This window comes from Candidatus Nitrososphaera sp. 86-2 (genome assembly GCF_056726185.1).
The window spans coordinates 372,520-397,583 of sequence record NZ_JBWZON010000001.1 but is presented as its reverse complement, the minus strand read 5'-3'; the positions used below and the strand labels follow the sequence as shown (position 1 = coordinate 397,583).

Sequence of the window (25,064 nt, the reverse complement as noted above, 5' to 3'; positions counted from 1 at the left end):
GATGATACCCAAGGATCATCCGCGCGCCGAGTCGCTGCATACGAGGGAGATGCTGGTCGACGGCTTTAGGCGCAACCTGGTGGTTGCGGAGGGTCTGATAGCACACGGAAGGGGCGAGGCTTTTGACTATTTGATTGGCGAGCGCACTGACGCGGCTGCAAAAAAAGCGATACGCGCGGCTGCCGCGGCGCTTTTGCTATCAAGCAACAAGGCCGTGCTTTCGGTCAACGGCAACGCGGCCGCGCTGTGCCCAAAAGAGATCGTGGAACTGTCTGAAATCACTGGCGCGGCAATCGAGGTGAACCTGTTTTACCGCACCGAGGAAAGGGAGCGCGCCATCAAGGCCGAGCTTGAAAGGCACGGCGCAAGAAACGTGCTTGGAGTCGGTGCGCGCGCGTCTGCCAGGATACCCGAGCTTTCAAGCGAGCGCAGGCGCGTCGACCCGGACGGCATATTTGTGGCAGACACGGTTTTCGTGCCGCTTGAAGACGGCGACCGGACGGAGGCGCTTGCCAAGATGGGCAAGACAGTGATTACAGTTGACCTGAACCCGCTTTCAAGGACTGCGAGGGCCGCGCGCGTGACCATAGTTGATAATTTGGTAAGGGCAATGCCGGCGCTTGTGCAGGAGGCGCAGGCGCTAAGGGGCAGGGACGAAAAATCGCTGAGAAAGATTGTCAGCGCGTTTGACAACAAAAAGAACCTCGCCCAGTCGCTCAAAAAGATAAGGGGTGGAGTATCATGACGCAGGCACCAAGAAAGAAGGTTAGCGTCAGCGACCTTTTCTCTATGAAAAAAGGAAAAGAAAAGATCTCTGTCCTCACGGCGTACGACTATTCCACCGCGCTGATATGCGACAGGGCAGGCGTCGACGTCCTGCTGGTGGGCGACAGCGCTGGAAACGTCGTCCTCGGGCACCCAAGCACAGTCCCTGTCAACATGCCGGAGATGCTGATATTCTGCGGCGCGGTGTCAAGGGGCGCAAAAAGGGCGATGATAATAGGCGACATGCCGTTTGGCTCGTACCAACCGAGTACGAGCATGGCCATTGAAAACGCCGTCCAGTTCATCAAGGGAGGCTGCGACGCGGTGAAACTGGAAGGCGGCGCGGAAATAGCAGACAAGGTAAAGGCGATTGTGGACGCCGGCGTGCCCGTGATGGGCCACATCGGGCTAAAGCCGCAGACGTCGTCGCTGTGGGAGGGCTACCGCCTGCAGGGCAGGACCGCCGAGTCGGCGCAGCGGCTGGTGCAGGACGCACAGGCGCTTGAAAAGGCGGGCGTTTTCTCGATAGTGCTAGAGATGGTCGCAAGCGAGGTCGCAGACGCCATCACAAAAAAAGTGTCCGTGCCCACAATTGGCATAGGTTCCGGCCCGGGGTGCGACGGCCAAGTGCTCGTGCTCCACGACCTGCTTGGGATATACGAGGACATGAAGCCCAAGTTTGTAAAGAGGTACGCCGAGCTTGCCAAGCCCATCTTTGACGCGGTTTCAAGCTATACGCACGACATCAAGGCAGGCAAGTTCCCAGAAGAGATAAACACCTTCCACATGAACCCGGAAGAGCTGGACAAGTTCAGAGGAAAGGACAAGAAATGAAGCAGCGACGCGGCGTCCACCCGTCAAAGGACATCACCAGTTCTGACGGGTGCGAGCTTGAAGGCAAGAAAGTAGTTTTGTGCATAACAGGAAGCGTGGCCGCATACCGCGCAATCGACCTTGCGCGCCTTTTGATGCGCCACGGAGCCGACGTGCACGCAGTCATGAGCGAGGCCACCGCTTCGACGCTCCTGCACCCGGAGATGATGAAGTGGGCGACTGGAAACGAAGTTGTCTCAAAACTCACTGGAAACTTGGAGCACGTTGCGCTAGCAGACTATGGCATGTCCGATCTGATAATCGTGTACCCGTGCACGGCAAACACGATCGGCAAGATGGTTGCAGGAATCGACGACACGCCAGTTACGTCCGTCCTGAGCGTCGCGCTGGGCTCGAAAATCCCGGTACTAGTAGCGCCGGCGATGCACGAGGCCATGTATGAGAACAGGTTCATCCGGCAGAACGTGAAAAAGCTGCAGGAACAGGGCATTTTGTTTGTCGGCCCGAACATGGAGGAGGGAAAAGCCAAGGCTGCAGAGCCGGAGCAGGTGCTGGCATCTGCGATAGGCGCGCTTGCCGCCAAGGGGCCGCTTGCAGGAAGGCGCGTGCTTGTAACGGCCGGAAGCACCTTTGAGTACATCGACCCCATCCGCGTCATCACCAACACCAGCTCTGGCAAGATGGGAATCGCAATAGCAAAAGAGGCAGAGAGAATGGGCGCCAAGGTGACGCTCGTCTACGGCCACGGCACAGAAAAAGAGCCAGTTGTCGCAAGCGTCGCCAGGGTGGACACGGGCAAGCAGATGTACGACGCAGTTGTCGCCGAGCTGGAGAAAAAAGAAAAGTACGATGTTGCGATAATGGCTGCCGCAGTGGCAGACTATGCACCTTCGTCGGCGTCTACGAAAAAGATAGACACGAGAAACGGCAGGCTGGACCTCTCGCTTGCAGCCACAAAGAAAATAGTCGACGAGGTCAAGAAGAAGAGCGATAGCTCTTTTCTTGTCGCGTTCAAGGCAGATTACGGCGTTTCGGATTCTGTCCTTGTGGACAAGGCATACAAAAAACTGCAGGAATGCAAGGCAGATCTCGTAGTGGCAAATGACATTGGCCGCGACGGCTCTAACGCAGGCTCTGACAGGAACGAGGTGTTTATCGTCGACGCCAAGAAAAACGTGGTGCACGTGCCCCTTGACGACAAGCAAAAGGTGGCAAAAAGACTGCTAGAGATTGTTTCTAAATCTATAAACAACGACAAGGCCGGCAAGTGAGCCTGCTGCCAGCACCAGCGCTGAGGCCGGAAATTCAGGAGTCACCTGCACCGCGCCTGCGACAAACTCGACTGATTCAGAGTTGCAGCTGGCCGTAAACTTGCCGGCGTCGTGGTTTGCCGGTATCTCAATGCCGGCGCTTTTTCCCGGCGCAACCGTGGCTGGCTTGGAATAGTCAAACACCGAATCCACGACGGCTCCCTGCGCGTCGTAGAGCACGCAGGCTATTTTGACCTGCGTGGCGTTTTGGTCGATGCTGTCGTTGTAGACGGTTCCCGAGACGACGCCTCTGTCGGGCTGCGGCTCTACTTCCAGGCGCAGTGCGCCCTGCCTTGCAGGGGCAGAGTCGTACGACGTCACCCTGACAGAGTAGTCTTTGTCGCGCAGGTCGTTGTCGCCGAGCAAAAGGCTGAATCCCGAGGTCATGTTTGGCGTCAGCGTCCCCATCGTGGTGTAGACGCGCTCTTCACGGAACAGCGTGTCGCCCTGAAAGAAATTGACGTCAACTGCCACGCGTCCAACCGGCGCGCTGCCGTCGTTGCGCACCTCGCCCACAAGGTTGGAGTCGCCCTGATAGTCCACGTACCTGCCAGTCGAAAGCACGGCGACGTCCCTTTCGGTGACGTAGAGCCTCGTCATGGCTTTTTGCTCTCCGTTGATATAGAGCCGGGCGGTATAGGCCCCAACTTTTAGCGTGCCGATGTCCTTCTCAAGCAGATGCTCCTTTAGCACCTGCGCGCAGGTTGTCTCCGGCGAGGGCGGCGTGACCTTGACGTTTATCGATATTTCATTATTGCCAGATTTTTCAAAACTTTGCACTTCTGCTCCGTAACAGGGAGTCGGCGTCACCAAAAGCACCCGGGCAGTCACCGGGCTTTTCTCGGTCGGCACTTCGGGATAGAAGAATAGCCACTCTTCAAAAGGCTGCGCTTCTGCGGCAAGCGGAATGATCATGCCTGCGAGTGCAAGCGCGGCGACTGCCAGAGCAGCGGCCTTCATTGCTCCTAGTCTGTCGTGCAGCTTCTTTACCGTTGCTGTCTATTTACAGCACTACCAAGTCCTTTGTGAACCTGTTTAGCACCTTGGGTTTTCCGTCGGTGACAAGTATGCTGTCCTCTATCCGGACTCCGAACTTGCCCCCGAGGTAGATTCCCGGCTCCACCGTCACTGCCATGTTCTTTTGCAGCACCTCATCGTTTTTCGAGCGCACCCAAGGAGGCTCGTGCACGTCAAGGCCGATGCCATGGCCGGTGGAATGGATGAACTGCTTTTCATAGCCGCGCTCCCTTATCAGGTCCCTGCACGCCGCGTCGACCTGGCCGCACGTGGCGCCTGCCACCGCGGCGTCGAGGCCGGCTTTTTGCGACTCTTGCACTATTTCATAGACTTTTATCATTTCTGCAGTCGGCTTGCCCAGGGCAAACGTGCGCGTAGCATCCGCAATGTAGCCCTGGTGGCGCAGCGTCAGGTCGACGACTATCATGTCCTTGCTGCGGAATTTGCGGCCGGTTACCTCGGCGTGCGGGAGCGCGCCGTTTGGCCCGCCTGCTATTATCAGCGGGTTCAGAGTCGACTTGTACGAAGGCGGGTTTGCTCCCATCCTTAGCCCCTCGTAGACGAGCTTTGCTTGCAAGTCGCGTTCTGTCATGCCTGCCTTTATCTCGTCTGCGCAGACCTCGTACAGTTTGTCGAGTATGCGCGATGCCCTTGCTATCACCTTCATCTCGGCCTCGTCCTTTATCCTGCGCGTCAGAAAGAACGGCTCGGTGTAGACGATAATGTTTCCTTGCAGCTTCCTCACCTGCTCAACGGTGCCATAGTCGCTGCAGTCAGTACACGTTTTCTTGTTCTTAATCTGCGAAACAAACGTGGTCAAGAGCTCGCTTCCCCTCTCTGTAGGAATAACCTCGCAGTCTACCGACGACTGCTGCGCTCGCGAGTATTCCAGTTTCGGCGCTACGAGCTTGGTTCCGCTCTCGGTGCATACCGCTATTGCCTCGCCCCAAAAGCCGGTGAGGTAAAACACGTTTTCAGACTCAAACGCCGCCACCGCGTCGCAGCCGGCCCTTGCGGCATGCTGCAAAAGTCGAGACCTGCGCTCTTTCATCATCATATATGTATGCCTCGATTAAAGGCCCAGTTTTATAAAACGTTGCCAAGAAAAAATGCTGTTGCGACGGATGAGCCTCTACCCGGCGTATGCTGCCCCGGAAGAGACTCTTGACGGCATCCCGAACTTTTCTGCAATATTTCGGTACATGTCCAGCTCTTGTGACGACAGTGGTCTCACTTTGGCCATCGCTTCTCTGAAATGCTGCATCTTTACTTTCAGGTCCTTGGAGTGGCTTTCCGCCTCCTTGGCGTCGCCCTTGTATTTTGCAATATGCTCGCGCAGTGCAAGCATGACGGCAGCAGAGGCGACCGACGCAATGTCTGCGCCGGTGTAGCCGTCCATGTCGCCTGCCAGTTTTTCAACGTCGACGTCCTTGTCAAGCGGCTTTTTCTTTGTGTGGATCTTGATTATCTGTAACCTAGATTCCCTGTCCGGCGGCGGAACGTACAGCAGCCTGTCAAACCTGCCGGGGCGAAGCAGCGCGGGGTCGATGATGTCGGGCCGGTTCGTAGCGGCTACCACCACGACGTTTGCCAGTATCTCTAGGCCGTCAAGCTCTGTCAGCATCTGGCTTATCACCCTCTCTGTCACATGCGAGTCGCCAAAACTGCCTCCCCGCATAGGAGCTATGGCGTCAATCTCGTCAAAGAATATGATGCAAGGCGCAGCCTGCCTTGCCTTTCGGAATATCTCCCTGACGCCTTTTTCTGATTCTCCCACCCATTTGCTCAAAAGCTCTGGCCCCTTTATGCTGATAAAGTTGGCCTCGCTTTCGTTTGCCGCAGCCTTGGCAAGAAGGGTCTTGCCGGTGCCCGGGGGCCCGTACAGCAGGATGCCTTTTGGCGGAGTCGCGTCCGAATATTCAAAAAGCTCCTGGTACTTTAGCGGCCATTCCACGGCTTCGCGCAGCTCTTGCTTGACGCCCTCTAGGCCGCCCACGTCGGCCCACTTGACATCCGGGACTTCGACAAACACCTCCCTCATGGCAGAAGGCTCCATCTCCTTTGCCACGTCCAGGAAATCCTGCATCTTTACTATAATCTTGTTTAGCACTTCGCCGGGGATGCTTTCCGCGGATACGTCGATTTCCGGAAGGACGCGACGCAGGGCGCGCATGGCGGCCTCCTTTGCCAGCGCCTGCAGGTCGGCCCCGACAAAGCCATGCGAGATGTCTGCCAGTCTTTCCAGGTTCACGTCCTTGTCAAGAGGCATACCTCTTGTGTGGATCTGTAGCACCTCCAGCCTGCCGTCCCTGTCCGGTACTCCAATCTCTATTTCTCTGTCGAACCTGCCGGGCCTCCTGAGCGCAGGATCAATAGCGTTTATCCTGTTGGTGGCGCCGATTACCACTACCTTGCCCCTTGCGGCAAGCCCGTCCATCAGCGACAAGAGCTGCGCCACCACTCTGCGCTCGACTTCGCCGCTGACCTCCTCCCTCTTTGGGGCGATGGAATCCAGTTCGTCAATGAATATTATCGACGGCGCGTTCTTTTGCGCTTCCTGAAAGATGTTGCGCAGCCTCTCCTCGCTTTCGCCGTAGAACTTGCTCATTATCTCCGGCCCGCCTATCGAGTAAAAGTTGGCCTGCGTCTCGTTGGCCACCGCCTTTGCAAGCAGGGTCTTGCCTGTTCCGGGCGGGCCGTGTAGTATGACGCCCTTTGGCGCCTCGACTCCAAGCCTCCTGAAAAGCTCCGGGTGGCGCAGGGGGAGCTCTATCATCTCCCTGACTTTTGTCACCTCGCCGCGCAGGCCGCCAATGTCCTCGTACGTGATGGCCGGGATGCCGGCTTCTTTGGCCGCGGCTGCCGCCTTGGCGCTCTCCTCTGATATCGATACTTCTGTCGACTGCTCTATGATGACAGGCCCCGAGGGGTTTGTCGAGATGACGACTAGATCAACGCGCTGACCCATGATGCTGAGCGGAATCGTGTCTCCCTTTGTGACGAGCTGTCCCTGCAAAAAGCCTGCAAGGTAGACTTCGGCGCCCAGAATGCGCAGGGGTTCCGTGGGAGCAAGCGCGACGCTCTGCGCTGGCTTTGCCTCCACCTTTTTGACATCAACGGTGTCGCCTATCCCTATTCCGAGCTTGTTTCGGGCATAGCCGTCAATCCTTATCAGTTCTTTTCCGTTGTCCCTCTGGTACGCAGGCCAGTTCAGGACTGTGGTTTTCCTCTTGGTTGCAGGGGAGGTGATCTCTACCGCGTCGCCGGTTGTTATGCCAAGCCTTCCGGCCACCTCGGGGTCTATCCTTGCAATCTTTCTCCCGGCGTCCCGGGCGTCTGCCTCTGCCACCTTCAGGCTCGCTTTGTTATTATTGTCAGAAGAAGAAGGCATCATCTGATGATGACCTCCAGAGCAACGATTTCGCGTTTCCAGCCACGCTTGTTGTTGTTGTCGACCACGGCTATCTTTGGCGTTTATTTATCTAATGAGTTACGGTTTTCCCGGCGCTGCGGTAATTATTAGTCCGTCCTGCTTTTCAGGTTCCATGCGGAAGGTAAAGCTGTTCATCGCTTCAAGTCTTGACTGCTACATCGCAAGGAGCGACGGAAGAGTCGACTGGCTGTTTACGGACGGCGACTATGGCTATGCAAAATTCTATGATTCAATCGACACTGCCATAATGGGGAGAAAGACCTACGAGACTGCGCTGAAATTCGAGGAGCAGCCGTACAAGGACAAGAAATGCTACGTGTTCACCAGAAGCCTGGGTGAGAGATACCGCAATGTCGAGTTTTCCTCTGACGTTGTCGGCGTCACAAGAGACCTCGTATCCTCGGAAGGCAAGAAGGACATCTGGCTTGTCGGAGGCGCCGAGATAAACTCTATCCTGCTTGACGCCGGCCTGGTGCACGAGATAATCGTGGCGGTGCATCCGACCATCCTGGGAAGTGGCATACCGATGTTCAACAGAGTAAAACAGGCTGATATGAAACTGCTCGACCTCGTCAGGTACGACAACGGCCTGCTCCAGATGCGCTACGAACTACTACTACTGTCTTGTTGATTTAAATATCGGCCAGCGCGCCATTTCCCCCGCTCATGGAATACCTCGTCATGCTTCCCGGTCCTACAAACGTGCCCAACAGGGTGATGAACGCCATGCTTGCGCCTGTGATAAACCACAGGAGCGACGATTTCCGCGTGCTATACAAGGAGATATTTGAAAAGACCCAGAAGGTCTTCCAGACCACCGGCGACGTGGTGCTCCTCACGACTTCGGGCACCGGCGCGGTCGAGACCTCGGTCGTCAACCTCATAAAAAAAGGCGACAAGGCAGTCATCCCGGTCAACGGCGAGTTCTCCACGCGCCTTGCAGACCTCATCGACAGCTGGGGCGGCCAGGCGATCAGGATAAAGGCTCCGTTTGGCGAAAACCCGCCGTACGAAGAGTTTGAGAAGGTTTTCGACCAGCACAAGGACATCAAGGCGCTGTACGCGGTGTACAACGAGACTTCGACTGGCACCACAATCCGCTACATGGACAAGCTGGGCGAGCTTGCTTCACGCAAGGGCGCGTTCTTTGTCGCCGATTCCGTTTCAATCCTCGGAGGCGACGAGCTCCCGGTGGACAAGTGGAACATCGACGTCTGCGTCACTGCATCGCAAAAGGCGCTTGCAGCACCTCCGGGCGTCTCGCCGGTGTCGGTGAGCCCAAGAGCCAAGAAATACATGCAGGAAAACCCGCCTCCCACTGCTTACCTCAACTTGAAACGCTACTTCAAGTACCAGGAGGAGCACTTTGAGACGCCGTTCACGCCTGCATTGCCATTATACTATGCGTTCCGCGAGGCTCTCAACATCATACTCGAAGAAGGCATGGAGAACAGGATAAGGCGCCACAAGATATGCGCCGACGCCTTTTACGCCGGCCTCAACGCTATGGGCCTGACCCCGTTTGCCAAGCCGGACGCAAGGAGCAACGTCGTCATCGCAGTCAACTACTTGCAGGGGATGGACGACAAAAAGTTCCGGGGCCTGCTCGGCGAGCAGTTCAAGGTTCTCGTCGCCGGCGGCTTTGGCGACTTAAAGGGCAAGGTGTTCAGGGTCGGCTGCATGGGCGAGGTGCACAGATACCACGTCATGAGGACGCTGTCGTCAATCGCTTCTGCAATGAACATGATAGGCGTCAAGGCAAACCCAGAAGCCACGTCTGTCGCACTGGAAAGGCTCAAGGCGCTCAACTAGAGCCCTTTTTCTCCTCTTTTTACACAAAGGGCCATTTCTTTATGTGTGCGTGCGCGCGTTTCCAATTCCCCACAACTACAAAATGGTAATGTAGGTTCCGGCTTGTTTTTCAAGCGAGTCAAATGCGCGTTCGTAGTACACTAGTGGGTACTGGCGCAAGCTGCATATGCGCCCTGAAAAGAAAAAAAGAGAAAGCAGGCGAGTTGAGTTACTTACTTACTTCCACTCCCAGCCTTTGGAGCTTACATTCCCTTCCATGTCGCCCTCGTGCTCAAAAACGACTGCGACGCCATTCAGTGACGCAAGCGAGCCCTTGGACTGCGTACTCAAGTAGATAGCTCCCGCAAACCTGATCTTTCCATTCTGGATGAGCTTGCCCATGCCGTTTCCCTTCCAAGTGACCATCTGGCCGTCGTTAGACATCATGCATCCCTGTCCCTGGCCGTACATCAAGCCGTCCTGCATCATGGTCGAGGTGTATGTGCCCATGTTTACCCCGTCAACCCCTTTGACCTTGATTTTCGTTTCAAACGACACTTCCATCGTCATTGCATCCAGCACCCTCCTGCCCGTCACCTTGCCTTTCTCATCAAATACGAGATCGCCTTGCATAAAGTAGAGGTATCGGCGGGATTGATTTAAGGCGTACTACGCCATGTTCTATCGAGTCTTACAGTGGGTCATGCCATAGCCTCCATGACAAAAAGCATTCATGCAAGTTTTCTGCTCCAACATTATATGGAGAACCACGTCCTGAACTATTGCAAGAGGGTTTTTTCAAAGCCATTCTATGTGTGTGCATATATATGTCCTCTACAGCTTTTCCTTTTTTGTTTTAAGACTATCTGCTCTCAATGATTAATGTGTTATAGTTAGTTAGCCTCGGCGTATTTTTTAAAGTTGTTTAGGATTGCCTGCCAGCCTGAGCGCTGCACGTTTTCTGGATGCGTGTTCTCTGGTTCAAACGTCTCTGTGATTTTCACTCCTTGAGGCGAATCCGCAAATTCTACCTTTACGTGCCGGCCGTCGTCCATATCGTTCTCTATCAGTTCGTGTTCTTTGACGCTAGTATAGACGCCACCAAAATCAAAGCTCGCGCTCTTGTCCTTGGCGGCCATCGTGGTCTTGAACCTGCCTCCGACGCGCAGGTCGTTTTCAGCGGCCGGTGCCTCCCAGTCGTCCGAAGCAAAAGCCCAGCCAGTGATGTGTTCCGGCCTGTTCCAGCACTCCCATACTTTTTCCACGGGGGCGTTCACTACGGTTTGTACGGTAATGGCGTTTTTCATATATATGCACCCTATTGCAAATTGCATAAAAGGAATTGCGCCCCAAGGGGAGTAAGTTTATCCCTCTTCTTCCTTGAGCTTTTTTCGGCGAGCAAGCTCTGCCTCGCTTGGAGTCTCTAGCCCAAACGATCCTGTCTTGACTTTGCCCGCACGTTCGTACGAGGCGACGATAACTCCGCTTGGCGAAATCTCGCCTTCAACAAGTTTGAATCCAACTGGAATCGCGCCGCCTGCAAACAGCCGCTTGCCAGCGCCCAGGGTGACAGGAAATATCTTTAGCCAGAGCTCGTCGACAAGGTCGTGCTTTAAAAGCGTATGGACAAGATTGCCGCTGCCGTGAACCTGTATGTCTGGCCCATCCTGCTCCTTTAGTTTTTTGATCTCTTTCCAGACATCGCCCTTGACAAGTTCGGAATTGCTCCAGTCGAGCTTTGTAAGCGTCTTTGAAGCTACGTATTTCTTAGCGTTGTTAATTATGGCTGCAAATGGATCTTCGCTAGTGTTCATGTATGGCCAGTGAGCCGCAAATATCTCGTACGTTTTCCTGCCAAGCAACATTTCAAAGGGTTTGCTCATTTGCTTGACCATCACTTTGCCAATAAAGTCATCAGAGTATCCGGCAACCCAGCCTCCATGCTTGAACCCTCCTGTAGTGTCTTCCTCCGGACCGCCCGGAGCCTGCATCACACCGTCGAGCGATAGGAAAGACAGGACATTTAGTTTTCTCATTTTATTTCCTCCTGTAAGCCGAGTTTTTTGTTCATGTTTGAATTATAGTAGATGACATAAAAGGCGTTACTCCCCAAGGGGAGAAAATTTGCCAAGCGCCGCCGCAGCCCGCACCACTCTAATTATGGCTTTTGAATTTGTCTATGCTCTCATCTTCTCACTCCTGCCAAAATTACTTCTTTTAACTGCGTACCTGCAAAGCATTACCGCAATTGCAAAGCAGAAAACAGGAAAAGAATCGGAGGTCTATGCAGATACGTGCTCATTTTATGCAATTATGCACGCTCAAAATCCGGCCTTATGCACCCGCGTTTTCATGGAATATATTCCGACCCACGTTCAAAATATTCCAATTCAACAAGGCAATTATTTCAGGATCAACCACCCGTCAAGATTAATATAAGGTAGAAACCGTCTCGCAATTCATGCCTTTGGAAAAGGGTTCACTTGTATTGCTAGATTACACTGCCAAAGTTAAGGACACTAACGAGGTTTTTGAGACTACTCGCGAAGAAGAGGCGAAAAAGACAGACCTCTACGACCCGACCCGCAAGTACGAGCCGAGGCTCGTCTCCGTCGGCGAGGCGTGGGTGCTAAAGGGCCTCGACGAGGCGCTGGCAAAGGCAAGTGTCGGCGACAAGATGAATATCGAAGTCACGCCGGACAAGGGCTTTGGCGAGCGCGACCCAAACAAGGTGAGGATGATTCCGCAGCGCAAGCTCGGCGACAAGGCAGACGAGGTCCGCGTCGGCGACGTCGTGGAACTGGACGACAGGACAGGGATCATTCGCTACGTCGGCTCTGGCAGGCTGCAGGTCGATTTCAACCACCGCCTTGCGGGCAAGACACTCGTGTACGACGTAAACATCATCAAAAAGCTTGACACTGACAACGACAAGGTAACTGCACTCATAAAGCGCAGGATTCCGATAGAGGACAGCAAGATCAAGTTCAACCTGTCTGGCGCAAACTTGGAAATGGAACTGCCGGAAGAGACGTACCTGGCAGAGGGCTTGCAGATAATAAAGAGGGCAGTCGCAAACGATGTCTTCAAGTTCGTGCCGGCCGTCAAGAATGTCAAGTTCGTAGAGAACTATGCAGCCCCACAACCGGCGGCAGCTGCTGCTGAAAAGAAGGAAGAAGCAGGGGCAAAACCGGCCGAGGCAGCCAAGGCAGAAGCGGCCAAGTAACAGCCCTCCCCTTTTTACCCTTCTTACAGTAGCAAAAACTTATTATATTAAAAAACCCAACTTTTAGGCAGCATGGAAAGCGCTCAACACGTACAAAGCATAACAGTAACCCCCAAGGCGGCAGAAAAGGTCGCCGAGTTCATGAAGCAGGAGGGTAACACTGGCCTCTTTCTTAGGGTTTACGTCACCGGCGGCGGATGCTCCGGCCTGTCGTACGGCATGGGCTTTGAAGAAAAGGCCGACGAGGACGACAGCGTCATCGAGCAGAACGGCGTCAAGGTTCTTGTTGACAGCTACAGCCAGAGGTACCTGAAAGGCGCAAGCATCGACTATGTCGAGAGCCTGATGGGTTCCGGCTTCAAGATCAATAACCCGAACGTCACAAAGAGCTGCTCGTGCGGACACTCGTTCAGCACAGAGTAAAAACTCTCCTCCTCTCTCTTTTCCTTCTTCTTTTAGTCGCTCTCGTTTGGGTAAAACCTTATTAGAACACCCTAGAGACGGATTTGCATCACACACTTGCTTGCTACACAGCGCATAATCGACATCATATTTGTGGCTCTGGCAATAATTGCGATCTGCATCACGGCCATTGTCGTTGCAAAGGTTGTGACTGACACGTTTCATACAATGAACTATGCCAACGTTCAAGAAAACACCAAACTTATCATTACAAACCCTGACGCAAATCAGCAACTGTCCGGAAACCCGACATTGTCGCCAAGCCAGCGGAGTGGAGACAAAAGTCAGGTAAACGGAAACAAATTTGCCGTGACTCTGGCAGATGCAGAGCCGGCAGGGCCACTTGACCACCCGGCAGCAAAGGCAGTGTACGAGTATGCGCCTTTCACCCTTCCCATAACGTGGGGCGCGGTAGCAGGGACCGTCATCTGGCGGGGAAGGGTAAGGGCGCAGTGGAGCAAGCAGGGCTACGACTATGACATGTTCAAGCTGGTCGCAAAAATGCGCGGGAGCCCGACCCGGCAAAAGCTTCTCGAAGCAGTCAAGAGCGAGCAAAAGAACAAGCTCCAGCTTGCAAACGAGCTTGGAGTCGACTGGAAGACTGTGGACAACCACGTCGAGATGCTGCTTGAGGCTAGGCTTGTCGAGGAAAGGAACGTAATCGGAACCGCGAGGTACTATTCCATAACGGAAAACGGGGCACGAGTTTTGGTCCTGCTTGCCGAAAGCGAGCTTGAAGGTGGCCAGCGATGAAAAGTGACAAGCAGAGTTGCTTTTCTGGCAGGGGTTTTCTGTACGCTCGCGCTGACTTTGACGTTGCCTAATGTGCCAAGAGTGCCTGCGTGCAGCGCAGTGATGAGTATGAACAGTTTCTCCATATCAGCGACAAGACGATGTCATGACTAACTAACCGGCCTCGTTCAAAACAAAAAGAGCAAAGTCATCATTTACTTGCTGATCAATAGTCAACAATGCTTATACTCAGCTTAACGTAACTATGATGTGACTGGCAACTCCAAGAAAGCTTGTTCTAGTCAGAAGATAATTGCGGTTCTGTCGATTGCAGCAGTGGCAATAATACTGGGTGCCTCACTGTTCTTCTTGTCCTCCACTGGCATGTCGATGCTGCAACTGCCAGTTCCTGCATTTACGATTGGAAAGAATGCCAATGCCGCAACAACAACGACGACGATGGCAACAGCAGAAGCGTCTTCTTCTGCCGCCGTTCCTATTTTGAGTGGTCGACAACCAGGAGTCAGCTTGGAAGACAGTATAGCGGCACTATGTTGTCCAGCAAGTATTGACGCAATTCATGCACAGAAAGTCATTCAATTTACAAAAAGTGGAGGCAGCCAGTCTGAAGGATCTTCTCCAAGGTCTTTGGTGGTGACAAATCTTGTAAATGTAAATCAGACACGGACGCTGCAATTCCAATTCTTCGATGACGTTTCTGACGACGCCACGCCATCTGTTGTCCAGTGTGCAGATATCAAAGCAGTGGTAAAAGTCGACGGCAAGACTGTAGGTGTAACCCGCTGGTTAGGCTACGAAGGCAGGTCTCCACCCCTTCCACTCGATACAGGAATTATAACGCTGCAAGGTATCCCCGAAGGCAAACATTCCCTGACGCTGATACCGATAACTAGGCTCGGCGGTTGCAACACTGAAGGTTGGCTATATGCTTGGGGTGGCACACTGGTGGTTTTTGGCCAGCCATGAGATGATGAATAGTCGTCATGTTTTTTGATCCTGTGTATGACAAGATGCAGTAAAGGACTAGAGGAGAGAAGTAATTGCATACATACACAACAAATCACATTGACCAGATTCATGTCTGCCACTATCGCTTAGACTCGTACACCGAGTGTTGCCACCGATGCTCATGTTAGAGTCTAGTCGCGACTTTTAGATCGAACAGCTTCAGCGGTTACTGCCTCTTGGATAGCCTTGTAAATCTCTTGCATCTTCCTGTGGTGCTCTGCCTTTGTAAAGTCTCCTGCCGTAGTAGCGATATGTTCCAGCTCCTCGTGATAAGCAATCTTGTCATCTATAGTATCAGTAGCACCAGAACTAGAACTGTCACTAGAGTCGGTAAGCATTTTCACATAATATTCACGAGTATTATTCTTTTGAGTCTTTAGCTACCGCTTTTTATGTCGCGTAATCGAATCAGCAGATAACAGCTGTAAAAAAAAATAAAGTAATTTCCAAAATTCTTATTATAGCTGCTACGGCTTTTGCATGTACAGATATGAAGGTCGGAATATTATTGCCGCAAGTTACAGAGCACGCTACCAAAGAAAACGTGTTGTATGTAGCAAAGGAAGCAGAAAAGGAGGGTCTCGATTCTGTCTGGGTGTTTGAGCGCCTCCTGTGGCCGCTAAAGCCGCAGACGCCATACGTTGCGACTCCTGACGGTTCCCTTCCAACAGAATACCAGAACGTGCTTGACCCACTTGAAACTCTCACCTACGTAGCAGGAAACACTACGAAAATTTCTCTAGGAACCTGCCTTATTGACATGCTCTTCCACAATCCCGTCGTGCTGGCAAGAAGGTTTGCTACGCTAGACGTCCTTTCGGGTGGGCGGGCTATCGCCGGCCTCGGCATCGGATGGTCAAAAGACGAGTACGAGGTGTCCGGCGTGCCGTACAACCAGAGGGGAGCAAGGGCAGACGAATTTTTGCAGGCGCTAAAGCGGATATGGACTGATGACGTGGTCGAGTTCAAGGGCCAGTTCTACAACATACCGGCTTCAAGAATCGGTCCCAAGCCCGTGCAAAAGCCGCATCCCCCGGTGCTTCTCGGCGGGTTCAGCCCAAAGGTGATCTCTAGGATAGTAAACTATGCAGACGGCTGGCTGCCCATTGCAGGATTCGGACCGCTGGAACAGCTTGAACAGGCGGTAGGCGGCTTGAGGGAAGGCGCAAGAAAGGCAGGCAAAGACCCATCAAAGATCCGCGCGTTCGTGCTGTCATATCCAAACGTGATAGATTCTTCTTCCAACCAGCAGCAGAGGTGGCCCATGACCGGCACCATCGACCAGATTGGAAGCGACATAGAGCGGATTAAAGCGATAGAGGGAGTAGACCACATAATATTCGGTTACGCCTTTACTTCTGTGGGCAAGGACGTGAAAAAGATGATGGAGATAACAAAACAGCTCGCTAGGTTTGCCAGGTAGGCAAACGCAAACGTACTGGAATCAAGAGTTGCGCCACGACGTTACCTTTTCCGGCCGGATGACGATGCAAGATTCACCCGGCCCTACTTTTTGATACTGGGGATATTTCGCAATCAATTTTTTGTAGACTTTTTGCAACCGTATGCCTCCTTGCGTTTTGCTTGCTATCGATGCCTTTCCCTGTATCATTACAAAGGCCAGCCTTGTCCAGTCGTCATCATCATAATACTCGTCGATGAGCAGGGTGACGTTAGGATTACCCTGTATGTTCCTAACCCGTTTCAGTTTCTCCGGCTTGACCGTCTTTTTCTTTTCATCTATCGGCACAAAGAAACAGCTGCCGTCAAACACAAATACTACGGGCACCAAGTGAGGCCGGGACTCTGAATCCACTGTTGCTAGCCTTGCAACTCTGGCTCTTTCAACAAGTTCTTTGACATCAGGGGCTATAACAAGGACATCGTCATCCATAGCTCTCTATCTACAAGACGGTGCCTAGCTCATAAAAGTGCAGGCGACGGCGTTTCATTTTAAGCAGATATTTTTTTTGGCGCCAGTCAGGGATGGCTAGCCGTGGCTATGCAGTTCCACCACTACCATCATAGTCTGTGTCGCCTTGACCTTTTCGATGCGCCTTATGCGCCGGTTTATCACTTCCTTCAGCCGGTCCTCAGTGTCCGCCCAGACTTTGACTATTATGTCAAAAGTAGAGCCATAAATCTGGCTGGCCTCGACGACCCCTGGCAGCGTCTTGAGCTCGTCAATGACGGCGTTCTCGCACCCTAGTTCGCAGTTTATCAGGATGTACGCGGATGACATGGAACCACGACAGTACCATAGTCATTATACGTCGTAGTACATCCGGAACTGCCGCTCCTTTGAACAGTCGCCTGCTTCTGCCACCTCTTTCTCCTTGAGGTCAAGGTAGGTCTCTAGCAGTTCGTCGCTAAAGCACGGTTTCAAGTATCCTGAATCGCTCTCTAGTGCGGCAAGCGAATCCTGCAGGCTACCCGGCAGTGGCCTTATCCCGAGGCTGCTCCTCTGGCCGTCGGACATTTTGTAAATGTTTTCGTTCACAGGATCGCCAGGGTCAATCTTTTTCCTGATGCCGTCAAGGCCGGCAGACACAATCGCCGAAAACGCCAGGTACGGGTTGGCAGAGGGGTCCGGCGCACGGAATTCGACGCGCTTTGAACGCGAGCTTCCTCTCTCGTTCACCGGCACCCGGATGACTGCAGACCTGTTTCCCCGGGACCAGGCGGCGTATACCGGCGCTTCAAAGCCGGGGACCATCCTGCGGTACGAGTTTACCGTCGGCGCGACGAGCGCGGCCAGGGAAGCAGAGTGGTCCAACAGCCCTCCGATAAAGTACCTCCCCGCTTGGCTGAACTCGGCGTATTTGTCAGAAGGATCGTAGAAAATGTTCTCTGCCGCCGGCGACTTGGCCCACAGGCTCGTGCTGACGTGCATACCCGAGCCGTTGTCGCCGGCCCTCCTGTCGCCTTCGTCAAAGACCGGCTTGGGCATAAAGTTCGCCACCTTGTTGTGTTTTTTTGCCACGTTTCTGACGACGTCTTTGTACACCTGGACGTTGTCTGCCGACTTTGTCAGCGTATCGTGCACAAAGTTGATCTCTATCTGGCCGCTGCTTGCGACTTCGTGGTTCAGGTTCGTGACGTTTATAGAGTAGTATTTTTCCAGCATCTTGGCCACCTCGAACCTGAACTCCAAAAGCGAGTCCTGGAAGGGCGGCGCGTCGTACCCGCCCTTTCTGCGGAGCGGGTACTTGCTTCCGCCTTCGTCTTCCACCGACACGATTTCAATCCCGCGGTCGCCAAAAACGACGTCGTCAAATACAAAGCACTCGACCTCTGGTCCTACCTGGCACGCAAGGCCCTCGCTGGCGAGGCGCTCCTCCACGCACTGCGACACGTGCCGGGGGTCGCGGAGCAACCTGCCCCTGCCGAATCCCCTGTACACGTCGGCAATCACTGTCGCCACGCTAAAGCCGGGCACAGGGACTTTTCTCAGAGTCGACCTGTCGGGGACCAGGAGCAGGTCCGACTCGTCTATCGTGGCATAGCCCCTGACCGACGAGCCATCCAGGCCGACTCCGCTCTTGAAATGCTCGTACAGTTTCCCGGTCCCGCTGAAAACGTATTTTGCCAAGAACCGGCCTGGAACGTCCGTGTATCTTACCTGTATAAACTCGGCTCCCGCAATGTCGTCGGGGCTGTGCTGCCGCAGCTCTTGCGAATCTTCCCTGAGTGACATATATCTGCTATAAGATAGGCAGTTGTCTGATATAAGGTCATTGACGGTTATTGTTAAAATCTGGAAACTAGATTCAGAAAATACTTTATATCTGTTAAATCCATACCTGCACGATGACCATGGACAAGACAGACGTAAAGATACTGGAAAAGCTGCTGTCAGACGCCCGGATGTCCTACCGCAGGGTGGCTGAGGAAATTGGAGTCTCGCCTCCGACCGTGCTTGCAAGGGTGGAAAAACTGGAAAAGGGAGGAATAGTCAAGTCCTATTCTGCCATGCTTGACCACGAAAAACTGGGCTACGACCTGACTGCCATAATCGACATAACTGCTGCAAAGGGCAAGATAATCGAGCTTGAAAAGCAGATTGCCAGGTTCCCAAACGTCTGTGCAGTTTATGATATTACTGGCCTGACGGACATGGTAATCATTGCCAAGTTCAAAAACAGAAAGGAGCTCAGCAACTTTGTAAAAAAAGACCTTTCTTTGCCGTACGTGGAAAGGACAAACACCCATGTAGTGCTGATAACCGTGAAAGAAGATTTCAGGTTTGTTGAAAGCTAGTTTAAAAGAACTATCGCGCGTACGGCAGGTTCCACTGGAAGCACGCCCCCTCCTCTCGTACGCGCAGAGACAGAAGGAAAGAAGAAAGGATTATGGCCAGAGGCCGCGGATCTTTATCGCTTCTGTGACCCTGTTGACGGCCAACACCATCGACGCCTTGCGCATGTTGACGCCATACTCCTCGTGCGTGTGATAGATGTCGAGGAACGCCTTGGTGATGTTCTTGTCGAGCTTTTGGTTGACCTCGTCCTCGGCCCAATACTCGCGCCTCAGGTTCTGCAGCCACTCAAAGTACGACACTGTCACTCCGCCGCCGTTTGCCAGGATGTCCGGTATCACGAGCGTCTTGTTCTTGAACAGGACGTCGTCGGCCTCCGGAGTCGTCGGCCCGTTGGCGGCTTCTGCTACAATCTTGGCCTTGACGTTTCTGGCATTCTTGCTGTTTATCTGGTTTTCAAGCGCGGCCGGTATCAGGATCGTGCAGTCGGTTTCCAGCAGGTCCTCGTTGCTTATCGACTTGGCGTCTGCAAAGCCGACGACAGAGCCGGTCTTTTCCTTGTGCTTGCGCAACGCCTGCACAGAAATGCCGGCCTTGTTGTAGACGCCGCCCTTTGAATCAGACGCTGCAATCACGGTCGCGCCCTGCTCCTCCACTAGCTGCGACGCAAACTGGCCAGCGTTGCCAAAGCCCTGCACCGCGACAGTCGAGTTTTTCATGTTGATTTTCAGTTTCTTTGCCGCTTCTCTCACGGTAAACGACAGCCCCCTGCCGGTCGCCTCGTTTCTGCCGAGCGAGCCCCCAATGGGAATGGGCTTGCCGGTGATTATCTCTGGCTGGACGTAGTTGCCCTTTAGCGCAGAGTAGGTGTCCATAATCCACGCCATCTCGTTGCCTCCGGTGTAGACGTCTGGGGCAGGAATGTCGGTGTGCGGGCCGATGATGTCAGCGATGCCGTAGGCGTAGCGCCGGGTCATTCTTTCAAGCTCGCCCTTGGACATCTCTTTTGGGTTGCAGATGATTCCGCCCTTGCCACCGCCGTACGGGATGTCGGCAACTGCGCACTTCCATGTCATCCACATGGACAGGGCCTTTACCTCGTCGATAGAGACCTGCGGGTGGTAGCGGATTCCGCCCTTGTACGGGCCACGGGCGTCGTTGTGCTGCGACCTAAAACCTGTGAAAACCTTGATCTCGCCAGAGTCCATCTTGACTGGTATAGAGACTGTGAGCACGCGCTTTGGGTGCGCCAGGATCTGGTGCATCCCCTTGTCGAGCTTTATCAGTTTCGCGACTTCGTCAAGCTGCTTGAGCGCCATCTCAAACGGGTTGATCGGCTGGGACATGACACCGATCTAACAAAACAGTGTATTTAAGCCTAAGGTTTTTCCTAAGGGAAAGCCTAGGCGTTCATGCGCTGCGAGATGAGCGACCGAAGCTCCTCGTCACTCTTGCCGGCATGGTCTATTCCAAGCGACGTTGCCATCATCTCCAGTTTCTCCCGCTCTGTTGCGACGGGGCTTGTTATCCTGGGAGTCTTGATGACGCCGGCATCCCTCCTTGCCTGCTCGGTGGCGTCTTGCATTTCTTGCTGGAACTGCTGGCGGGCCTTTTCGTACTCGCCCATAGCCTTTCCGAGCGTGCGAGAGACCTGCGGCAGGCGTTTTGTGCCAAAGATGAGCACGAGCGCGACTAGGATTATGATCGCCCACTCTGACCCCCCTATGTCCAGAAGAAGCAGGCCGGAAAACGGCATATTTGTACGTGTACACTGATTATGAACGGGAATTAAATATTTCCGCCCAGCCTCTTTTCAAGGCCGGCCATGGCGTCAACCATCGCCCTGCGCCTCTTTTCCTCCGTGACTACTGCCCGTATGTCCTCGATGAGCATCCTTGCCACGTCGAGCTTTTTGCGCAGGCCGGCCACGATGTTGTCGTATACTGCAAAGGGATAGACCGCGCCATAGATCTCCTCCATCACCGCAAACAGGCTCTCGGCGTCCTTTTCGTTGCCGGACCTCATCCGGTCGTACACCAGCCTCTTTATCTCGCCGACGCAGTCCAAGAGCCCAGTCAGGTACGACGGCCCCGAGACTTCAAGGTCTGCCATCGACGGGAGCTGCGAGTTTTCCATCACGGCGCGCAGCGTGTACGCCTCTACCAGCTCCTGCTCTGCCACTGCCATGTACCGGTAGAGGTCGTCGCCGGCGTGGACCCGGAACTCGGCAAGCATGGCCTTTGCATGAGCCATCATTTCTGCGGCCTCGGCAAGCTGACCGTGGTGCATTGCGATTATCGACTTGCTGCATAGCATCACCGCGTCGCGCGTTCCTTTGATCAGTTTTTCGCGGCGCTCCTGCACATCCTTCAGGTCCCTGTTAATGGCTTCAAGTGATCCTTGTATGCTACTGATGACTGACATGTGTGTATGCATATTCTAGCGCGGCAGGTCTGGATAAAAGACTTGCGACGACAACGACTACAATTTATAGATGAGGCAGATAACCGCTAGCAGGGCATACTTGGGCAACCTTCGCCGGAGCAGGGGCTACGCCTACGAGCACGGGCTTGTCGAGCGCTTTAACGCGCTCAAAGGATGGCACGCGCGCCGGCTCGGCGGATCATCGACCGGCCTTCCCGACATTGTAGCGGTGAACAACGAGCAGGGCATACTTCTTACCATCGAAGCCAAGTCGGGCACGAGTGACAACCTGTATGTGCCGCAGGACCAGATAGAGCGGTGTACAGTAGTCACAGACATGTTTGCCATCTACCCCACGCGCCACATCGTCTTTGCATTCAAGTTCATGAGCAAAAAGAGGTTCCGGCGCAAGAACGCGACCGTGTACGAGCAGCGCAAGCTCGTGGAATACTACAAAGTCGCAGACGTGTTGTCCGGAATAAAGCCGCTTCCCATCGTAAAGTGCACGTACGACGGCAGGACGTTTGCCATGCTCGACGGCAAGACGGCGGAACTGAACCTGCCGGACCTTCCCATGCCGTTTCACAAAGGAATAGAGAAATAATGAAGGTGTTTCTAGAGTTTCCGGCGATAGGCGAAAAGGTTGAGATAGAGCTTGACGGCTCGCGCTCGCCCCATACGGTCAGAGCAATTATTGACAGCCTGCCTCTGACCATGACAATCGAAAGGTGGGGCAACGAGCTGTATTCCGAGGCGACGCAGGTAAGGGTTGCGGAGGAAAACGCAAGATCTGAGGTTAGCCTCTTTGACGTCGCATACTGGCCGCAAGGCAGCGCGCTGTGCTTCTTTTACGGGCCGACTCCGATAAGCAAGGCCGGAAAGATATTGCCATACTCGCCCGTCAACATTGTAGGCAGGATAAAGTCAAGGCCGGCAGACATACAAGACTTTTTGCGCAGGGTTGAAGAGAAGCATGTTGCAAAACATGTATCTGTTATCCTGCGCTAACGACGAATGACGAGCCCACGCTTGCGCAAATACAGGGATGGCACCAACTAGGACAGCCAAAACGGAGCCTTGAGCACGGCTTTTGAAGAAAAGCGCCGTTGTATTAGATTGTAGGTTCATATTGGAGAATTGCTATAATATTTTCAGAAATAGCCGCTCCGGATGTGCGGTAACAGGCACGAACGCTGCAAGCATTTGCATTTCAACAATCCATATCTTGCCACTTTTTTTATAAAAACGTGCAATTATTAGCCACTACAGAATAATCATTAAAAATTCTCAATGGTACAAAGCCCGAATACAATTATACTTAGTTCCACAGGCCTTATAAGCTGCAAACGCGATATAAAGGTGCTTCTCAGAGAATATGAAAACCTCACTAGTATCCCCGTGCAAACACGAAAAGACGGTCACAGACCCAGAGTCTGGCGAGATTATTTGCCGGAGCTGCGGCTTGGTGATCTCTGATAAGATACAAGAGATGCGGCCCGAATGGCGCGCGTTCACCTCCCAGGAGGCGGACGACAGGGCAAGGACTGGAATCCCCAGCTCACTTGCACGCCATGACATGGGCCTGTCTACAGTGATTGCAAGGACGGACAAGGACGCAAGTGGGCGCCTGATAGAGGGCGTCATGAAGTCCACGATGGACAGGTTGAGGGCGTGGGACTTCCGTACGCAGGCCCACTCGCCGACCGACAGAAACCTCAGGCAGGCGTTCTCGGAGCTGGACAGGCTAAAAGACAAGCTGTCGCTGTCCGACGCCGTAGTGGAAAAGACGGCTTACATATACAGAAAAGCGCAAGAGCGCGGTCTCGTAAGGGGCAGGACCATATCTGCCACACTCGGGGCGGCGCTGTATATTGCGATACGCGAGACAGGCATGTCAAGGACGCTCAAGGACATCGCCGAGACTAGCAACGTCAAGCGCAAGGACCTGGCAAGGATGTACAGGCTCGTGGTGCTTGAACTGGACCTGAAAATCCCGATGATAGACCCGATGAAATGCATCGCAAGGGTTGCAAGCAAGTCGGGATTGAGTGAAAAGACAAAGCGCCATGCGATGAACATCATGTATGATGTAGTGAAGAGCGGCATGTCCGCAGGCAAGGACCCAATGGGGCTTGCGGCATCAGTGCTGTACATGGCGTCGCTGGAGACTGGCGAGAACAGGACCCAGACAGACATCGCCGAGGCCGCAGGAGTCACCGAAGTGACCGTCAGAAATAGGTACAAGAATCTAAAGAGCCGGCTTGACTCGCTGGCAAATTAGACGACCTACCTCCCCCTTTTTGATAATTAATTTTAATAAACACCTAAATAGCAATTTTTGGTAGACAACGTGCAACCGTGGCAGCGTCTGCCGACGTTTCCATCATTAAGAGAAATGCGCTGCGTTATTCGCTTGTAGCAATAGCGTCCGTTTTCGTGTTCGAGTTTGCGGCAGGCGTCATAACAAACAGCCTTGCAGTCCTTACGGACAGCACCCACGCGCTGCTCGACGCTGTCGTGACTGCCATATTGATAATCGCAGTCAGCCTTGCGGCAAAACCTCGCGACAAGGAGCACACGTACGGCCACGGCAGGATAGAGACAATAGGCGGCTTTATCGGGGGCGCGGCGCTGTTCGTAGTCTCTGTGTTTTTCATCTACGAGGCGGCGGCGCGGCTTGCGTTTGGAGGCGCAGCCGCCCTCTCTGTCAAGCCCGGCACGATAGGCTTTGCGGCAGTCGCGTACACGCTTGCGGTCGATGTTTTCAGGATGGTCGTGCTTGGCAGGGCGATGCGCAGGGCCAAAGCCCCCACCCTCAGGGCCGACCTCTACCACGCGATGGCCGACTTTGCCTCGACTGTCGTGGCGCTTGCTGGCCTGTGGCTTGTCACCACCGGCTTTTACCAGGGCGACGCCATCGCAGCGATCTTTCTCGGCGTTTTCCTCGCATACCTCAGCAGCAGGTTTGCGTACCACAACGCGTTTGAGCTGACAGACAGCATCCCGCCGAGGCTGGTTGCAAGGGTGCGCCAGGCAGCCGCAGAAACCGAGGGCGTACTTGACTGCAAGGACGTCAAGATGAGGAGGGTCGGAAACGAGATCTTTGCAGAAGTCACGATAAGCCTGAAGGCAGACATCAGTTTTGAAAAGGCGCATGAGACCAGCGCGCAGGTAGAGCGCAACATCGAGGCAAGCCTTGCGGAAACTGGCGACGCGGTGGAGAGCATCACCGTGCACTTTGAGCCGATATACAGCCCAGACCTGCCGCTTGAATCCATAATCGAGCGCGCGGCGGCGCGCGTGCCGGGAGTAAAGGGCGTCCACAACATCATCGTTTCAAGGGTCGACGGCACCGACAGGCTGGAAGTGTCGCTCCACATCCAGGTCAACAGATCTGCAAGCCTGAGCGAAGCGCACGCAATAGCAAGTGCGGTCGAAGATTCGATAAAGGGTCAGCTAAAGCGCGCGCAAAACGTGACCGTGCATTTGGAGCCTCTTATGCCCGAGGTGGCAGGCGTCCAGCCGCTTGCAGACACCGAGATCCAGAATTCAATACGGCAGATAGTGCTTGCGGCAGGCGAGATAAAGAAGGTCGGCAGGATAGCGACGTTTCGGACCGACGAGGACACGTTAAAGATAGACGTGGACATTGGCTTTGCGACGGACGGGCAGGCCACAATAGAGCAGGTACACGAGCTGGTGACAGAGATAGAGAACCAGATACGCGCCAGGTATCCCGGCTCAATAGTCACCATACACGCCGAGCCGGGCTAACTGAATCTC

Annotated in this window: 29 protein-coding genes; 16 read left to right on the top strand and 13 right to left on the bottom strand. The window is 53.9% G+C overall.

Features of this window, described 5'->3' with window-relative positions; translation table 11 throughout:
- Window position 1 precedes the first annotated feature (1 nt).
- Genes ACYOR7_RS02430 through coaBC form a run of 3 tightly spaced genes read left to right on the top strand, consistent with a single transcriptional unit; the run spans window position 2 to window position 2,870 of the window.
- Window positions 2–745, top strand: a complete 744-nt coding sequence (locus tag ACYOR7_RS02430) for a 4-phosphopantoate--beta-alanine ligase (protein WP_366137237.1) — start codon at window positions 2–4, stop codon at window positions 743–745.
- On the top strand, window positions 742–1,599 hold the full coding sequence (gene panB, locus ACYOR7_RS02425) for a 3-methyl-2-oxobutanoate hydroxymethyltransferase (RefSeq protein ID WP_294803723.1): 858 nt from the start codon (window positions 742–744) through the stop codon (window positions 1,597–1,599). The genes ACYOR7_RS02430 and panB overlap by 4 nt, the downstream gene beginning before the upstream one ends.
- Window positions 1,596–2,870 (top strand): bifunctional phosphopantothenoylcysteine decarboxylase/phosphopantothenate--cysteine ligase CoaBC, encoded by a 1,275-nt coding sequence (gene coaBC / locus ACYOR7_RS02420; RefSeq protein WP_294803726.1) that lies wholly within the window; start codon window positions 1,596–1,598, stop codon window positions 2,868–2,870. The genes panB and coaBC overlap by 4 nt, the downstream gene beginning before the upstream one ends.
- Here coaBC and ACYOR7_RS02415 read toward each other — a convergent pair.
- The 3 genes from ACYOR7_RS02415 to ACYOR7_RS02405 form a co-directional block, all read right to left on the bottom strand.
- Complete coding sequence (locus ACYOR7_RS02415; RefSeq protein WP_479913015.1) at window positions 2,823–3,869, bottom strand: FxLYD domain-containing protein; 1,047 nt, start codon at window positions 3,867–3,869, stop codon at window positions 2,823–2,825. The genes coaBC and ACYOR7_RS02415 overlap by 48 nt on opposite strands.
- Window positions 3,870–3,912: 43 nt before the next feature.
- Window positions 3,913–4,983 carry a M24 family metallopeptidase gene (locus ACYOR7_RS02410; RefSeq protein ID WP_479913014.1) on the bottom strand — a complete coding sequence of 357 codons (1,071 nt, stop codon included), beginning with the start codon at window positions 4,981–4,983 and terminating at the stop codon, window positions 3,913–3,915.
- 75 nt (window positions 4,984–5,058) lie between these two features.
- Window positions 5,059–7,320 carry a CDC48 family AAA ATPase gene (locus tag ACYOR7_RS02405; RefSeq protein ID WP_479913013.1) on the bottom strand — a complete coding sequence of 754 codons (2,262 nt, stop codon included), beginning with the start codon at window positions 7,318–7,320 and terminating at the stop codon, window positions 5,059–5,061.
- A gap of 151 nt (window positions 7,321–7,471) precedes the next feature.
- On the opposite strand from ACYOR7_RS02405, the gene ACYOR7_RS02400 reads away from it, so the two are divergent.
- Entirely contained in the window at window positions 7,472–7,990 is a 519-nt protein-coding gene (locus ACYOR7_RS02400; protein ID WP_479913012.1) for a dihydrofolate reductase family protein, read from the top strand.
- A gap of 35 nt (window positions 7,991–8,025) precedes the next feature.
- Complete coding sequence (locus tag ACYOR7_RS02395; RefSeq protein ID WP_294803740.1) at window positions 8,026–9,171, top strand: pyridoxal-phosphate-dependent aminotransferase family protein; 1,146 nt, start codon at window positions 8,026–8,028, stop codon at window positions 9,169–9,171.
- Window positions 9,172–9,387: 216 nt separating this feature from the next.
- Here ACYOR7_RS02395 and ACYOR7_RS02390 read toward each other — a convergent pair whose 3' ends face one another.
- The 3 genes from ACYOR7_RS02390 to ACYOR7_RS02380 form a co-directional block, all read right to left on the bottom strand.
- Window positions 9,388–9,783, bottom strand: coding sequence for a hypothetical protein (locus ACYOR7_RS02390; RefSeq protein ID WP_479913011.1), 396 nt, complete (start codon window positions 9,781–9,783; stop codon window positions 9,388–9,390).
- Window positions 9,784–10,043: 260 nt separating this feature from the next.
- Window positions 10,044–10,457 (bottom strand): SRPBCC family protein, encoded by a 414-nt coding sequence (locus ACYOR7_RS02385; protein WP_479913010.1) that lies wholly within the window; start codon window positions 10,455–10,457, stop codon window positions 10,044–10,046.
- Between the two features lie 57 nt (window positions 10,458–10,514).
- Window positions 10,515–11,186, bottom strand: a complete 672-nt coding sequence (locus tag ACYOR7_RS02380; protein WP_479913009.1) for a dihydrofolate reductase family protein — start codon at window positions 11,184–11,186, stop codon at window positions 10,515–10,517.
- An 88-nt stretch (window positions 11,187–11,274) separates the two neighbouring features.
- Between ACYOR7_RS02380 and ACYOR7_RS02375 the strand changes: the two genes are divergently transcribed.
- The 5 genes from ACYOR7_RS02375 to ACYOR7_RS02355 all read left to right on the top strand — a co-directional run bounded on the left by ACYOR7_RS02375 (window position 11,275) and on the right by ACYOR7_RS02355 (window position 14,557).
- Entirely contained in the window at window positions 11,275–11,589 is a 315-nt protein-coding gene (locus tag ACYOR7_RS02375; RefSeq protein WP_479913008.1) for a hypothetical protein, read from the top strand.
- Between the two features lie 22 nt (window positions 11,590–11,611).
- Entirely contained in the window at window positions 11,612–12,376 is a 765-nt protein-coding gene (locus ACYOR7_RS02370) for an FKBP-type peptidyl-prolyl cis-trans isomerase (protein ID WP_479913007.1), read from the top strand.
- A gap of 72 nt (window positions 12,377–12,448) precedes the next feature.
- Window positions 12,449–12,799, top strand: a complete 351-nt coding sequence (gene erpA / locus ACYOR7_RS02365) for an iron-sulfur cluster insertion protein ErpA (RefSeq protein ID WP_294803756.1) — start codon at window positions 12,449–12,451, stop codon at window positions 12,797–12,799.
- Window positions 12,800–12,895: 96 nt separating this feature from the next.
- Window positions 12,896–13,591, top strand: coding sequence for an ArsR/SmtB family transcription factor (locus tag ACYOR7_RS02360; RefSeq protein WP_479913006.1), 696 nt, complete (start codon window positions 12,896–12,898; stop codon window positions 13,589–13,591).
- 249 nt (window positions 13,592–13,840) lie between these two features.
- On the top strand, window positions 13,841–14,557 hold the full coding sequence (locus tag ACYOR7_RS02355) for a hypothetical protein (RefSeq protein WP_294803762.1): 717 nt from the start codon (window positions 13,841–13,843) through the stop codon (window positions 14,555–14,557).
- 173 nt (window positions 14,558–14,730) lie between these two features.
- On the opposite strand, the gene ACYOR7_RS02350 is transcribed toward ACYOR7_RS02355, so the two are convergent.
- Window positions 14,731–14,943 (bottom strand): hypothetical protein, encoded by a 213-nt coding sequence (locus tag ACYOR7_RS02350; RefSeq protein ID WP_479913005.1) that lies wholly within the window; start codon window positions 14,941–14,943, stop codon window positions 14,731–14,733.
- Between the two features lie 146 nt (window positions 14,944–15,089).
- Here ACYOR7_RS02350 and ACYOR7_RS02345 point away from each other — a divergent pair, with 146 nt between their 5' ends.
- Window positions 15,090–16,022: an LLM class F420-dependent oxidoreductase gene (locus ACYOR7_RS02345; protein ID WP_294803765.1), complete on the top strand. Its 933-nt coding sequence runs from the start codon at window positions 15,090–15,092 to the stop codon at window positions 16,020–16,022.
- A 21-nt stretch (window positions 16,023–16,043) separates the two neighbouring features.
- Here the strand turns inward: ACYOR7_RS02345 and ACYOR7_RS02340 are convergent, their stop codons facing one another.
- The 3 genes from ACYOR7_RS02340 to glnA all read right to left on the bottom strand — a co-directional run bounded on the left by ACYOR7_RS02340 (window position 16,044) and on the right by glnA (window position 18,296).
- Window positions 16,044–16,493 carry a TIGR03668 family PPOX class F420-dependent oxidoreductase gene (locus tag ACYOR7_RS02340; RefSeq protein ID WP_294803768.1) on the bottom strand — a complete coding sequence of 150 codons (450 nt, stop codon included), beginning with the start codon at window positions 16,491–16,493 and terminating at the stop codon, window positions 16,044–16,046.
- Between the two features lie 96 nt (window positions 16,494–16,589).
- Window positions 16,590–16,841, bottom strand: a complete 252-nt coding sequence (locus ACYOR7_RS02335; RefSeq protein WP_479913004.1) for an Lrp/AsnC ligand binding domain-containing protein — start codon at window positions 16,839–16,841, stop codon at window positions 16,590–16,592.
- 24 nt (window positions 16,842–16,865) lie between these two features.
- Complete coding sequence (gene glnA / locus ACYOR7_RS02330) at window positions 16,866–18,296, bottom strand: type I glutamate--ammonia ligase (RefSeq protein WP_479913003.1); 1,431 nt, start codon at window positions 18,294–18,296, stop codon at window positions 16,866–16,868.
- Between the two features lie 119 nt (window positions 18,297–18,415).
- On the opposite strand from glnA, the gene ACYOR7_RS02325 reads away from it, so the two are divergent.
- Window positions 18,416–18,859, top strand: coding sequence for an Lrp/AsnC family transcriptional regulator (locus tag ACYOR7_RS02325; protein ID WP_294803777.1), 444 nt, complete (start codon window positions 18,416–18,418; stop codon window positions 18,857–18,859).
- Between the two features lie 90 nt (window positions 18,860–18,949).
- Here ACYOR7_RS02325 and ACYOR7_RS02320 read toward each other — a convergent pair whose 3' ends face one another.
- From ACYOR7_RS02320 to ACYOR7_RS02310, 3 genes are read right to left on the bottom strand one after another with little or no spacing between them, the layout of a single operon-like run.
- A complete protein-coding gene (locus tag ACYOR7_RS02320; protein WP_294803780.1) occupies window positions 18,950–20,203 on the bottom strand; it encodes a Glu/Leu/Phe/Val family dehydrogenase in 1,254 nt (417 codons plus the stop codon).
- Between the two features lie 56 nt (window positions 20,204–20,259).
- Window positions 20,260–20,613 carry a Sec-independent protein translocase subunit TatA/TatB gene (locus ACYOR7_RS02315; protein WP_294803783.1) on the bottom strand — a complete coding sequence of 118 codons (354 nt, stop codon included), beginning with the start codon at window positions 20,611–20,613 and terminating at the stop codon, window positions 20,260–20,262.
- A 32-nt stretch (window positions 20,614–20,645) separates the two neighbouring features.
- Window positions 20,646–21,281: an RNA-binding protein gene (locus tag ACYOR7_RS02310; protein ID WP_479913002.1), complete on the bottom strand. Its 636-nt coding sequence runs from the start codon at window positions 21,279–21,281 to the stop codon at window positions 20,646–20,648.
- Between the two features lie 70 nt (window positions 21,282–21,351).
- Between ACYOR7_RS02310 and ACYOR7_RS02305 the strand changes: the two genes are divergently transcribed.
- The 4 genes from ACYOR7_RS02305 (at window position 21,352) to ACYOR7_RS02290 (ending at window position 25,055) form a co-directional block, all read left to right on the top strand.
- Window positions 21,352–21,885 carry a hypothetical protein gene (locus tag ACYOR7_RS02305; protein ID WP_294803788.1) on the top strand — a complete coding sequence of 178 codons (534 nt, stop codon included), beginning with the start codon at window positions 21,352–21,354 and terminating at the stop codon, window positions 21,883–21,885.
- Complete coding sequence (locus ACYOR7_RS02300) at window positions 21,885–22,289, top strand: cyclophilin-like fold protein (protein WP_479913001.1); 405 nt, start codon at window positions 21,885–21,887, stop codon at window positions 22,287–22,289. The genes ACYOR7_RS02305 and ACYOR7_RS02300 overlap by 1 nt, the downstream gene beginning before the upstream one ends.
- A gap of 367 nt (window positions 22,290–22,656) precedes the next feature.
- Complete coding sequence (locus ACYOR7_RS02295) at window positions 22,657–23,562, top strand: transcription initiation factor IIB (RefSeq protein ID WP_075054465.1); 906 nt, start codon at window positions 22,657–22,659, stop codon at window positions 23,560–23,562.
- Window positions 23,563–23,639: 77 nt separating this feature from the next.
- The gene (locus ACYOR7_RS02290; RefSeq protein WP_294803799.1) at window positions 23,640–25,055 is read left to right on the top strand and encodes a cation diffusion facilitator family transporter; all 1,416 of its coding nucleotides are present in this window, start codon (window positions 23,640–23,642) and stop codon (window positions 25,053–25,055) included.
- The last annotated feature ends 9 nt before the right edge of the window (window positions 25,056–25,064 follow it).